This is a genomic window from Kitasatospora sp. NPDC015120 (assembly GCF_043080305.1).
Classification (GTDB): domain Bacteria; phylum Actinomycetota; class Actinomycetes; order Streptomycetales; family Streptomycetaceae; genus Kitasatospora.
The window spans coordinates 198,154-210,201 of record NZ_JBIBVJ010000007.1 but is presented as its reverse complement, the minus strand read 5'-3'; the positions used below and the strand labels follow the sequence as shown (position 1 = coordinate 210,201).

The window sequence follows — 12,048 nt, the reverse complement described above, 5'->3', positions numbered from 1 at the left end:
GGCTGACGCGCGCGGGCGGCGGGCCCGGGTGACCGGCTGGGGGGCCGGTCCCGGTCCGGGCAGCGGTCCCGGGTGCGGGCGCGGCTCCGGGCGGGGCGCGGGCGGGGGCGGCGGATCGGGCAGCAGCGGCGGCGGTCCGGGCGGCACCGGATCCGGGCCGCCGGGACCGGGCACCGGCCCGGGCAGCGGACCCGGTCCCGGCCCGGGCCCCGGCCCGGGGGCCGGGGTGGGGCTGGGCGGCACGGGGTCGTTCGGCGGGGTTCCCACGGCGATTCGCTCCTCTCGCATTCCGTCGCGGACGCGACTACCCCGTGCGCCGCCGCCGACACCGCCCGGCGGCGACTACGTCGCGTGGTCGCGAAGCTCCCGGACGGCCCGGTGGTGGAGCTCGGCGAGCATCGCGGCGACGGCGGCCGTGACCGGGGTGCCGCGGGCGCGGCGCTCCGCCCAGCGCCAGTCGCCGTCCGGATTGACCTCCAGGAAGACCGGGGTGCCGGCGCTCAGCAGGAAGTCGAACGCCCCGTAGCGCAGGTCCAGCGCGGCGGCCAGGGTGCGGGTCGCGGCGGCGACCCGGGGCGGGGGCGAGGGCAGCGCGCGCACGTCCAGCCGTTCGGGGGCGGTCCAGGGGTCGGCGGGGTCCGACTTGCCGACCTCGAAGGCGTGCAGCCGCCCGGCGACGAAGTACACCCGCAGCTCGGCCTCGTGCTCCACGTACTCCTGGACGAGCACCGGCGGGCCCGGCCGCGGGCCCCCGCCCAGGGCGGCGCGGTCCAGGACCATCGGGAAGATCCCGTGCAGCCGGCCCGGCTCGGGTTCGACGAAGTGGTGGTGCACCGCCTTGAGCACCACCCGCGGCGCGTCGAAGGCCTCGCCGACCAGGTGCGGGTCCGTGGTCAGCAGGGTGTGCGGGGCGGCGACGCCGTGCCGCCGGGCCAGCCGCAGCTGGGCGAGCACACCGGGGCGGTCGGGGCGGATCGCGGTGCCGGAGAGCTCCGCCAGCTGCCCGGCCGCCGCCTGCCAGGAGTCCCGCAGGAAGGCGGTGCGGGCGGTGTCCCGGCGGGCGGCGCCCTCCGGGGAGGCGGCGAGGACGGCGGTGGGCGCGAAGTGGCGGATCCAGGTGACGGTGGGTGACAGCGGGCGCCCGTTCAGGGCGACGGAGCGGCCGTCGGCGGCGACGGTGAGCGAGGTGGCGGCGAGCTCCTCGGCGTTCAGCCGGGCCGTGCGGACGCCCGCCCCGGCGAGCAGGCGCACCACCGGGTCGAGCTCGGTGTCGCAGGCCCGGCTGAGCAGCAGCACGCACGGCTCGGGGCCCGGCCGCGCGGCGTCGAACACCCGTTCCGGATCGTCGAGTTGGCGGAGGAAGGGCGAGGCCTCAGGCATCGGTGGCGGCGGTGGCGAGCAGGTCGTCGGCCATCGCCAGCAGCTTGGTGACGGTGGCCGCCACCTGCTCGGGGGCGCCCGGCAGCCGGTCGGCGACGCGCTGCAGCACCGCCAGGTCGAAGGCAGCCGGCCGGGCGGGGACCGCCGGCTGCACGGGGGCCTCCGGCGGCGCGGCCGAGCGGAGCACCAGCAGCAGTTCCAGCACGGTCGCCATCTCCGTGGCCAGCAGCCCGAGCGAGGCCAGGTCGCCGAGGTCGCAGCGCGGCCGGCTGTCGCGGTCCAGCACCGACAGCACGCCGATGCACTCGCCGTCGCAGATCAGCGGCGCGGCCATGATGCCGCGCGGCACGTAGCCGGTGGACTCGGCGGCCGAGCGGGCGAACTGCGGGCTCTGCGCGACGTCGTCCACCACCACCGGCTGGCCCGTCATCAGCGCCCAGCCGGCGATGCCGGTGCCGGCCGGGAAGCGCGTGCCCAGCAGATGGTGCTCGCCCTCCCCCGCGACGGCCTCGAAGACGAGGGCGCCGTCGGCCTCGTCCACCAGCAGCACGGAGGCCGCGGCGGCGCCGAACACGCTGCGCGCCACCTCCACGATCGACTGGAGCAGTCTGCGCCGGCGGATCTCGGCACTCTCCAGCGGGTCAGTCGACACGCGCACCTCCATCGGGTACGGCTACGTTCTCGGCGGCCAGGTAGAGGACGGACTTGAGCTGGAAGGGGGTGAGCGAGCGGTGCTTGCTGAGGATGAGCGCGCAGATGCCCGCGATGTGCGGGGTCGCGAAGCTGTTGCCCGTGCTGAGCAGTTGCCGCCCGCCCGGACCGGCCACCGGGACCCGCACGCCGCGGGCGTAGAACTCGACCGGCGGGGACGGGTTGTAGTAGTACGTCATCGGGTCGGGGCGGTCGTGGCTGGCCACCGAGATGACCGAGGCGAACGGCCACGGGTAGCTGCGCACCGGCATGTTGTGCGCGGAGGCGACGATGACGCAGCGGCGGAAGTAGGCGGAGTCGGCGAGGTCGCGCAGGGCGTCGCAGAACTCGGTCTTGGTGGTCGACAGGCTGAGGTTGATGACGTCGTAGCCCTCCTCGATCGCCCAGGTGAGCCCGGCGAGCAGGGCGGCGCCGCTGCCGTGCCGGCCGCCGGACAGCACCCGGACCGAGGTGAGCGCGGCGCCGGGGGCGAGGGAGCGGATGACGCTCGCACAGGCGGTGCCGTGGCCCGCGGCGTCGGCGGGTTCGGTGGGGACGACGGCGAGGGAGCCGTCCTCGGAACGCACCACGTCCATCGCCCGGTCGAGGCCGCCGACCAGCGGGTGGTCCGCGTCGATGCCGCTGTCGAGGACGCAGACCCGCACGCCGGAGCCGTCCGCGCCGCCCCAGGCCCACTCCCGGGTGAGGTGGCCGCCGAGCGGGCTGACGTCGAAGGGCTCCTGCGGCACCGTCGAGACGGGCAGGCTCCAGGCGGGCACGCCCGGGAAGTGGTCGCGCGCGGGGCGGCGCCAGGGCGGAAGGTGGACGCCGGTCACCGGCCGTCACCCCCCTCGGGCGTTCCGGCCGGCGGGGCGGCGAGCCAGGCGCGGACCCTTCCGGCGGGCAGGACGGCGCCCTTGGCCTCGAACATCCGCAACGCCTCGGCCCCTTCCGCCCTCGCCCGTTCCGCCCGGCCGGCCGCCCGGAGCACGATCGCCCGGTCGAGGAGCGTCTCCCCGGCCAGGCAGGGGTCGTCGGAGCCGGCGCTCAGCCGGCGCGCCGCCCCGGCCGCCGCCAGCGCCTCGCCGTGGCGGCCCCGGGCGGAGGCGATCCGGCCGCGCAGGGCGGCCGCGCCCAGCCGGGCGCGCGGGTTGCCGCCGTCCGCCCCGCCACCGTCCGCGTCCAGCAGGTCCAGGGCCGCCGCGGCGGCCTCGGTACGGCCCTGGGCAAACAGCTCGCGGGCGATCGCGACCTCGGTCGTCCGGGTGTCCGGGGCGTGCTCGGCGGCGCGCAGCACGGCGAGGCTCTGCCGGTAGCGGGCCTCGGCGGCCTCGTGGGCGCCGGCCAGCGACTCGACGAAGCCCGCCGCGTCCAGCACCACCGCGTCCGCGAGGTCGGCGTGCACGTCGTGCGAGCGGGTGAGCGCCTCGGCGAGGGTCTGCCGGGCACCGGCCACGTCGCCGCCCAGCGCCTCCAGGTGGGCGCGGGCCACCAGCACGGGGATCAGCAGCGAGCGGTTGGCGGCGAAGCGCCGGCCGAGCAGCGCGCACAGCTCCAGCGAGGCGGCCACCGGGGTCGGCGTCCACTGCGTCAACTCGCAAACGGCGCAGAGCAGCCGGTCCTCCTCGTAGCGGTCGCCGAGGGCCCGGGCGCGGGACAGCGCGAGGCGGAAGGAGCGCTCGGCGGAGGCGGTGCGTTCGGCGGCGAGTTCGAGGTGGGCGCGCAGCTGGTGCAACCGGCACCAGCTGAGGTCGTCGCCCTGGTCCCGCTCCAGCCGCTCGGTCAGGCGCCGTGCATCGGCGGCGACCTCGGCGGGCGCGGCGAGGCCCAGCCGCAGCGCGACGATGCCGTGCTGGACCGCGCGGGTGGCGGCGGCGCGGGGGTCGTCGGGCAGCGCCGCCTCGGCGGCGGCCAGCGCGGCCCGGCAGCGGGCCTCGTCCTGCAGCCAGATCCCGGCGTCGCAGACGTGCAGCGCGAGCGCGGTGTGCGCCGGATCGCCGGCGGGCAGCAACGCCCGCCCGCGTTCCAGCAGCTGGACGGCGGCCGGGAGGTCCTTGCGGGCCAGCGCCCGCATCCCCTCGGCGATCAGGGTCGCGGCGGCCGGCCCGGCCAGGGCGGGCAACCGCCGGTCGCCGGGCCGCAGTTGGCGGCCGAGCAGAGCGGTGGCCTCGACGTGGTAGGCGACGGCCATCCGGTCCGGCGGCCGCTCGCGGGAGAGCTGCTCGGCGAGGAAGCCGTGCCAGCGCTCGCGGCGGGTCTTCGGGGTGAACTCGTAGGCGGTGTCGCGCAGCAGGGCCTGGGCGAAGCGGTAGGTGCCGGCCGGGCCGGGTTCGAGGACCCTGCGGCGGGCGAGCCGGGCGGCCGCCTCGTCGGCGGCGGGCGGGGCGGTGCCGTCGGCCTCGGCCATCGCGCGCAGCTGGGCGCGGGTGACCTCGCGTCCGACGACGGCCGCGAGTTCCAGCAGGCCGCGCTCGGTTCCCGGCAGCCGGTCGAGACGGGCGCCGAGCAGGGCCTGCACGGTGGGCGGCACCTGGGGGCCGGGGGCGGTCTCGGCGAAGACGTCCGTCAGTTGCTCGGCGAAGAGCGGGTTGCCGTCGCACAGGGCGATGACCCGGCCGGTCAGCTCCCGGTGGTCGTGGGCGCGGTCCTCCTGCGGGTGGACGTCGCCCTGCAGGACCAGGCCGCCGACCAGCGCGGCGGTCTCCTCCCCGGTCATCGGGCCGAGGTCGACGGTGACGGCGTCCGGCGTGCCGGCGGCCCAGCCCGGGCGCAGCTCGAACAGCTCGGGCCGGGCGACGGCCAGCAGCAGGACGGGGACGTCGCGCAGCCAGGCGGCGATCTCCTCGACGAGGTCGAGCAGGGTCGCCTCGGCCCAGTGGAGGTCCTCCCAGACCAGGACCACCGGGCGGGAGCGGCCGAGCACCGCCAGGAGGTGGCGCACGGCCCAGGCGATGTCCGCGACGCCGACCGGTTCCGGGGCGGCGACCGCCGCCGGAGCGCCCGGGGCGGGGGCGGACTCGGTGACGGCGGCCAGGGTGCGGGCGACCAGGCGCCGGGTGCGGGCGGCCTCGGCGTCGTCCCCGGTGCCGGCGGCGCTCGCGGTGCCGTCCGGGGTGAGCAGCCGGTCGAGGGCGGGCCGGCCGCCCGGCAGCGAGTCGAGCATCCCGGCGAGCGGCCGGTAGGTGATGCCCCGCCCGTAGGCGGAGCAGCGGCCGGACAGCACCACGGCCTCGCCCCGGGGCAGTCCGGCGAGGAACTCGCACACCAACCGCGACTTGCCGATGCCGGGCGCGCCGACGACGGTGACCAGGCGGACCTCCCGCCGTTCGCGGGCCTGCCGGTAGCCGCGCGCCAGCTCCGCCAGTTCGTCGCGGCGGCCGACGAAGGGCGTGAGCGGGCCGGGCCGGTCGGCCGCCGCCTCGGGGGCGGTGATCCGCCAGGCGGGCACCGGACGGGACTTGCCCTTGAGCTCCAGCGGTTCGACGGCTTCGATGCCGACCCGGGAGCGCACCATGGCGGCGGTGTCGGCGCAGACCAGCACCTCCCCCGGCCGGGCGGCCGTCTGGAGCCGGGCGGCGGTGTTGACGGAGTCGCCGACGACCCGGAAGTCGTCGCCGGGCCGGGTGATCACCACGACGTTGCCGGTGCAGATGCCGGCCCGGGCCTCCAGCCGCACCTGGTACTCGGCGGCGAGTTCGGCGGTGAGGCCGGCCAGGGCGGCGAGCGCGCCGGTGGCGGCGCGCACGGCGCGCAGCGCGTCGTCCTCGTGCGCGACGGTGGCGCCGAACGCGGCGAGGATCGCGTCCCCGATGAACTTCTCGACCGCGCCGCCGTGTTCGGCGATGGCCGCGCCGCAGCTCGCGAAGTAGCGGTCCATGACGCGGCGCAGCGGCTCGGGGTCGAGGCGTTCGGCGAGGGTGGTCGAGCCGACCACGTCGAGGAAGAGCATGGAGACCTTGCGGCGCGACTCCTGCGGCTCGCGCGGCGCGGCGGCGCCCGCCAGCGGCGCGCCGCAGCCGGCGCAGAACCGGTCCGCCTCGGCGGTGCGGTGTCCGCACGCGGCGCAGCTCACGGCCTTCCCTCCAGCGTCGGTTCGGCCGGTCCGGCCGCACCCTCGGGCGGCTCGGCCGCGGACGCGGGCGGCTCGGCGGCGGCGGGCGGTGCGGCCGCGCCGGCGGGCCGCGCGGCCGGTTCCGCCGGGGCGGTGGCCGGGGCGGGCAGCGCCAGCCGGGCGTAGACCCCGGCGAGCACGACCAGCAGGCCGGACACCGCGAGGACGGTGTCGATCGGCCCGAGCCGCACCCCGGCGACCGAGCCCGAGAAGTCCCGCAGCCCGCTGCCCGCGAGCCAGCCGGACAGCACCGCGGTGAGCATCGCCGCCAGCCGGGTGACCGGGTAGAACACCGCGACCACCCGTCCCCGGAACTCCTGCGGGGTGGCGGCCAGCAGCAGCGGCGCCATGGCGGTGTTCAGCATGGTGATCGGCACGATGAACACGAACAGCAGGGTCACCGCGGCCGGGAAACCGGTCTGCCGCGAGTAGAGCACCAGCAGGGCGCCGCTCACCATCAGCCCGGTCCAGGTGGTCCGCCGGGCGCCGATCCACTGCACCACGCGGCCGGCGGCGAGCGCGCCGGCGATCCCGCCGATGCCCATCGCCATGCCCAGGTAGCCGTACAGCTCGGCGGACGCGTGCAGGTTCCGGGTCGCGAAGAAGACGTTGAGGGTGCTGAGCGCGCCCGTGCCGAGCTGGCCGATGACGGTGAGCAGCAGCAGGGCGACCAGGAAGCGGTTGCGGGCGAAGAACCGCAGTCCGGCGGTGAAGTCCTGGAACAGGCCCGGCCGTTCGGCGGCCCTGCCGTCGCGCGGCTTCGGGGCGGCGGGTGCGGCCGGCGTCAGGTCCGCCCCCCGGATGGCGAGGTAGGAGACCAGGTAGGACAGCGCGTTGAACAGCAGCGCCCACGGCAGGCCCACCGTGAACAGCAGCGGTGCGGCGAGCGGGGGGCCGATGATCCAGGCGGTCTGCCCGGTCGCCTGGGCGAGGCCGGCCGCCCGGGCGCGGTCCGCCTCGTCGGTGACCAGCTCCGCGATGACCGCGAACCGGGCAGGGGTGAAGAACTGGCTCGCCGCGTTGAGCACCAGCACCGTGACGTAGATGAGGCCGAGCCAGACGCCCGCCGGGAGGTCCTCGGCCGGCACGAGGGAGACGGCGGTCAGCGCCGCCACCAGGACGCCGCGCAGCACTTCGGTGCCGAGCATGGTGGCGCGCTTGTCCCAGCGGTCGACGAAGACGCCCGCGAGCGGGCCGACGGCCATCACGGCGGCGCTGGTCGCGAGGACGACGCCGCTGACGGCCTGCGGCCCCCAGGACTTCCCCTCGGCCAGCACCGTCGCCACCCACAGCACGAGCGTGGTGCTGAACACCGCGTCGCCGACGGAGGAGACGGCCTGGCCGAACCAGAGCCGGGTGTAGGTGGGGCCGAGGAGGGTCGGCCGGAGCCTGGTGAGGGCGCTCATGCGGCGTCCGCCCGTCCGAGCAGCAGCGTCATCAGGGCCGTCACCAGGGTGGTGTGGTAGGCGGTGGCGAAGTAGGCGGCCGGGGGGTCGGCGGCGCCCGCGCGGGTGGCGGCGGAGCGGCCGGGGACGGAGCCGTCGGGGCGCTGGGCGCGGGCCAGGCGGTCGACGGCGGCGGCGCCCTCGGGGGTGGCCAGGGCGTCCACGCCGAGGCAGACCTGGGTCATGACGAGTTCGGCGGCGAGGTCCCACCAGTCGTGCCGCACGCAGTGGCCGAGCAGCCGGGCGACCAGGGCCGCCGCGTCGGCCACGGCCGGGCCGGGCAGGCCGGGGCCGGTGCGGGCGAAGTCGCTGAGGTAGAAGCTGGAGTGGGTGAGGGCGTACGCCTCGGGGACGGTGACGGGCGGTTCCTCGGGGCGGGCGGACGCGCCCGCCCGGTCGGGGTGGCGGCCCTGGCGCTCGCGGCGGTCACGCCGGTCCCGGCGCGCGGCGCGGGCGAGGGCGGTGGCGGGGAGTTCGACGAGGACGTTGTGCTCGGCGAGCTCCGGGTAGGGCTCGACGGTGTGCGCCACGCCCGCCTTGTCGGCGTAGTAGCGCAGTTCCAGCCGCTGGTAGGGCGAGCGCCCGGCCGGGGAGAGGTCGGCCGGGGTGAGCCGGGCGAGGTCGGCCCGGAAGGGCGCGTCCTCCGTCCCGGCGGGGGCCAGCGCGGCGCAGGCCAGCCGGTACTGGGCGGCGGCGCGCGGCGCGGCGGCGAGCAGGGCCGGGAGGCCGGGGTGGCACCAGATCGCGCGGACCCGGGCGGTCGCCTCGGTGCGGCGCGGGTCGGCGTCCGCGTCGAGCCGGGCCCAGCAGTGGGTGAGCAGGGCGAGTTCCAGCGCGGCCTTGGCCGGGCGGTGGGCGCCGTCGGGCCCGCGGGCCGCCCGGCCCGGCGCCGGGCCCCGGTCCGCGAACGGGTCGAAGTCGTCGAGGTGGCGCACGAGCCAGCCGAGGGTGCCGTCGGAGAGCCGGCGCAGGCCGGGGGCGCGGTGGAGACCGGATGCCGTGGTCACAGGCGCCCCGTCTCGTCGAGGTAGTCGAGCAGCGCGGCGTCCACCGTGTCGTGGAAGGCGGCGAGGGTGCGGCGGTCGTCCTCGCGCCGGTAGAGGTCCTCGCAGCCGACCCAGCGCTCCCGGGTGAGGGCGGCGGGCAGGTAGCCGGTGGTGACGGTGCCGACCTCCCAGTCCGGCCGGCCCGCCGTCTCCCAGCAGCTGGCGAGCGTGCCGTCGGCGCTCACCACCGCGCCGTAGCGGCCGTCGCCGTGACCGCAGGTGGCGCAGGGGCGGTGGGCCTGCGGGCGGACGACGGTGAAGCCGAGGTCGAGCGCCCGGCGCTGCCAGCGGGTGAAGCGGTCGGACAGCTCCCGGGTGTGCCGCAGGTCGTTGCCGTAGCCGACGCCGACGTCGCCGACCTGGGCGAAGTAGAGGGTGCAGCGGGCCGGGTCGAGGGACCCGGCGAGCCGGCCGATCAGCGCGTCCACGCCCTCGTGGGTCTCCTGGGAGACGTTCACCCGCAGCTGCCAGCGCAGCGGGGAGGCCCCGGAGGCGCGGGCGAGGTTGCCGACGATGGTGTCGAAGGTCCCGCCGCCCTCGGTGCGCCGGATCCGGATCCGGTCGTGGTCGGGGCGGTCGCCGTCGAAGGTCACCTGGACGGAGCGCAGTCCGCGCTCGGCGAGCCGTTCGGCCAGCGCGGGGGTGAGCAGGGTGGCGTTGGAGATCATCCAGGCGGAGGCGAGGCCGTGGCCGGCGGCCCGTTCGAGGAGTTCCAGGCAGCCGCGCGGGTTGAGCAGCGGCTCGCCGCCGAACAGCAGGATGCGCAGCTTCTCCAGGCCTGCCTCGGCCATCCGCCGCTCGGTGAAGTCGAGGATGTCGGTGATGGTGCGCGAGGTCAGCCGCTTGCGGGCGATCCGGGGCGGGCGGCTGCCGCCCTCCTCGTCCTGGGCGGTGTTCTGGAAGCAGTAGCCGCAGCCGAGGTTGCAGTGGGTGCTGGTGAGGACGGTCAGCGCGTAGCTGCGCGGGGCCGGGGCGGTCAGCAGGCCGCGTGCGCGCAGCCCGCGTTCGGTGCCGGGGCGCAGGGTGCCGTCGGCCGTCAGCTGGCCGGGGCGCAGCCGGGCGAGGCCGCCGCCGGGGCCGAGGAACCACCAGTTCCGCTCGCCGCGGAGCAGCCGGGCGCCGCCCTCGGCGGTGGCCGGCGCGGGGCTCACCGGGCACCCGCCGACGCCGGGACCGTCTGCCCGCGGTGCAGCAGGACCACCGTCGCCAGGGCCACGACGAGGGTGGACTGGTAGGACGCGCGGAAGAACGTGACGGGGTCCGCGCCCGCGTCCGCCCGGTCGGCGGCGGAGCGGCCGGGGACGGCGCCGTCGGGCCGCTGGACCTCGGCGAGCATCCGCAGGCCGGCCACCCCGGACGGGGTGCTCAGCGGGTCGAGGCCCAGGCAGTGCTGGGCGAGCAGGAGCTTGCCGGTGAGGTCCCACTCCTCGCGCCGGACGCACTGTTCGGTGAGCCGGCGCACCCGGTCGCGGGCGTGCGCGAGGTCGGCGGCGTCCAGCCCGGGGTCGCGGAAGCCGAAGTCGGCGAGGTGGAAGACGGTGTGGGTCACGTTGCACACGTCCAGCTCGGCGAGCGGCCGGTCGTCGCCGTGACCGGCGAGCCGGCTGATCCGGTAGAGCTCCGGGTAGTCGGCCAGGCGGTGCGGCACACCGGCGAGTTCGGCGTAGTAGCGGGTCTCCAGGTGCAGGTAGGGCGACTTGCGGCGCGGGGTCAGGAAGTCGCCCGCGACCGCCTCGGCGAGGACCGTGCGGCGCGGGCCGTCGGCGGCCGGGCCGGGCGGGGCGAGCGCGCCGTACATCAGCTGGAACTGCCGGGCCCAGCGCGGTTCGGCGGCGAGCAGGCGCGGGTGGTCGGGGCTGCGCCAGACCCGGTCGACGGTGGCCGCGACTCCGGCGAGGTCCGGGTCCGCCGGGTCGGCCTTCGCCCAGGCGCGGCGCAGCAGGGCAAGTTGCAGCAGCGCCTTGACCCTGGGGGTCACGGGCAGGTCGGCGCGGCCCGCCGGTTCGTCAAGGAAGCCGCAGTGCAGGCCGGTCCACCGCCGTGCTCCCGCCGAGAGGCGCGTGACGGCCGCGAGGTCCGGGTCGGCTGGTCGCGTACCCATGGTTCTCCCTTGAGGTTGCGGGCTGCTGGGCGGTCTGCTCGACGAGGTCGGCGGCGCGCCGGGCGCTGCCGGCCTGGGCCTCGGCGAGGCGGCGGCCGAGGCGGCGGGCGTGCTCGCGCAGCCGCTCGTCGTGCCAGGCGGCGTGGAGCAGCCCGGCCTGGTCCGGCCGCGGCGGGCGCGGGAGGTGGACGGCGGCGCCCTCGCGCAGCAGCGCGCCGGAGAGCACCGGTTGCTCGGAGCCGTTGGGCGTGACGCCGAGCGGGCGGCCGCGCAGCAGGGCGCCGAGGACGGGCGCCGAGGTGCCGGCGGTCAGCACCAGGCCGGCGCGGTCGACGAGCGGCCCCAGCCAGGGTTTGCGGACGAGCAGGATGTCGGCGTCCGGGGCGGGCCGTGCGTCCCCGGTGCGGCCCTGTTCCACCACGGCCTGGTAGCGGCCCGCGGTGAAGGTCGCGTTGAGGCGGGGCCACGGGGTGCCGCCGCCGAAGAAGCGGCCGAGGTGGACGTAGACGACGGGTTTGCCGGAGCGGGCCAACGCGGCGTCGACGGCGGCGAGTTCGGCCGGGTCGGCGGCGGGCTCCCAGGCGAGCGGGCCGACGTGGTGGACCCGGGGCGGCAGCTCGGCGCCCGGGTGTTCGAAGGCGGGGACGCCGCGGAGCAGCAGCGCGTCGCCGAGGAGCACGTCCCCGAGGAGGGGGGAGTCGGCGGGCGGCGTCGGGCGGGATGCGAGACCGGCCTGCTCGCGGGTGGCGGCGTAGAGCGCCAGGGTCTCGTGGGTCCGGTTCTCCCGGGTGCGGCCGTACTGCGGTTCGCCGGCGCCGCCGGAGCGGTAGGTCCACAGGTGGACGGAGAGTCCGATCACCACCACCGGCACGTCCAGCACCTCGGCGGCGAGCAGCGCGCCGGTGCACAGCACCGACGTGACCAGCAGGTCGGCCCGGGCCTGCCGGGCGGCGCGCAGCACGGCCCGGTACTGCGCGAGTCCGGTGACGCCCCAGCGGGCCGCGTCGAAGGCCCGCTCGCCGCCGTACTCCTCCGCCGCCGCGAACGGCAGGCCGGCCTCGGCCGCGAACGGTGCGGCGGTGGCGCGGCCGAGCACCGCGACCCGGTGGCCGCGGCGCCGCAGCTCGCGTCCGGCGGCGAGCGCCGGGTAGAGGTAGCCGCCGTCACTGAGCGGGCAGAGCAGGATGTTCACGGAGCCTCCGGGCCGGGGCGGGGGTCGTGGCGGCGGGCGTCGTGGCGGGCGACGAGCGGACCACCCGGCCGCCGGCGGCTCGG

General features: G+C 77.6%; 9 protein-coding genes. All 9 read right to left on the bottom strand.

What is annotated here, in order from left to right:
• Positions 1–342 precede the first annotated feature (342 nt).
• Genes ACF1AK_RS19140 through ACF1AK_RS19100 form a run of 9 tightly spaced genes read right to left on the bottom strand, consistent with a single transcriptional unit; the run spans position 343 to position 11,965 of the window.
• Positions 343–1,380, bottom strand: coding sequence for a RimK family alpha-L-glutamate ligase (locus ACF1AK_RS19140; protein ID WP_391499956.1), 1,038 nt, complete (start codon positions 1,378–1,380; stop codon positions 343–345).
• A complete protein-coding gene (locus ACF1AK_RS19135) occupies positions 1,373–2,032 on the bottom strand; it encodes a GAF domain-containing protein (RefSeq protein WP_391499955.1) in 660 nt (219 codons plus the stop codon). Before ACF1AK_RS19135 ends, ACF1AK_RS19140 begins: the two co-directional genes overlap by 8 nt.
• Positions 2,022–2,906, bottom strand: coding sequence for a S8 family serine peptidase (locus tag ACF1AK_RS19130; RefSeq protein ID WP_391499954.1), 885 nt, complete (start codon positions 2,904–2,906; stop codon positions 2,022–2,024). The genes ACF1AK_RS19135 and ACF1AK_RS19130 overlap by 11 nt, the downstream gene beginning before the upstream one ends.
• On the bottom strand, positions 2,903–6,142 hold the full coding sequence (locus ACF1AK_RS19125) for an AAA family ATPase (RefSeq protein WP_391499953.1): 3,240 nt from the start codon (positions 6,140–6,142) through the stop codon (positions 2,903–2,905). Before ACF1AK_RS19125 ends, ACF1AK_RS19130 begins: the two co-directional genes overlap by 4 nt.
• Positions 6,139–7,587, bottom strand: a complete 1,449-nt coding sequence (locus ACF1AK_RS19120; RefSeq protein WP_391499952.1) for an MFS transporter — start codon at positions 7,585–7,587, stop codon at positions 6,139–6,141. The genes ACF1AK_RS19125 and ACF1AK_RS19120 overlap by 4 nt, the downstream gene beginning before the upstream one ends.
• The gene (locus ACF1AK_RS19115; RefSeq protein ID WP_391499951.1) at positions 7,584–8,633 is read right to left on the bottom strand and encodes a DUF6895 family protein; all 1,050 of its coding nucleotides are present in this window, start codon (positions 8,631–8,633) and stop codon (positions 7,584–7,586) included. The genes ACF1AK_RS19120 and ACF1AK_RS19115 overlap by 4 nt, the downstream gene beginning before the upstream one ends.
• Positions 8,630–9,823 (bottom strand): radical SAM protein, encoded by a 1,194-nt coding sequence (locus tag ACF1AK_RS19110; protein WP_391499950.1) that lies wholly within the window; start codon positions 9,821–9,823, stop codon positions 8,630–8,632. The genes ACF1AK_RS19115 and ACF1AK_RS19110 overlap by 4 nt, the downstream gene beginning before the upstream one ends.
• Complete coding sequence (locus tag ACF1AK_RS19105; protein ID WP_391499949.1) at positions 9,820–10,773, bottom strand: DUF6895 family protein; 954 nt, start codon at positions 10,771–10,773, stop codon at positions 9,820–9,822. The genes ACF1AK_RS19110 and ACF1AK_RS19105 overlap by 4 nt, the downstream gene beginning before the upstream one ends.
• Positions 10,679–11,965, bottom strand: coding sequence for a glycosyltransferase (locus tag ACF1AK_RS19100; protein WP_391499948.1), 1,287 nt, complete (start codon positions 11,963–11,965; stop codon positions 10,679–10,681). The genes ACF1AK_RS19105 and ACF1AK_RS19100 overlap by 95 nt, the downstream gene beginning before the upstream one ends.
• Positions 11,966–12,048 lie beyond the last annotated feature (83 nt).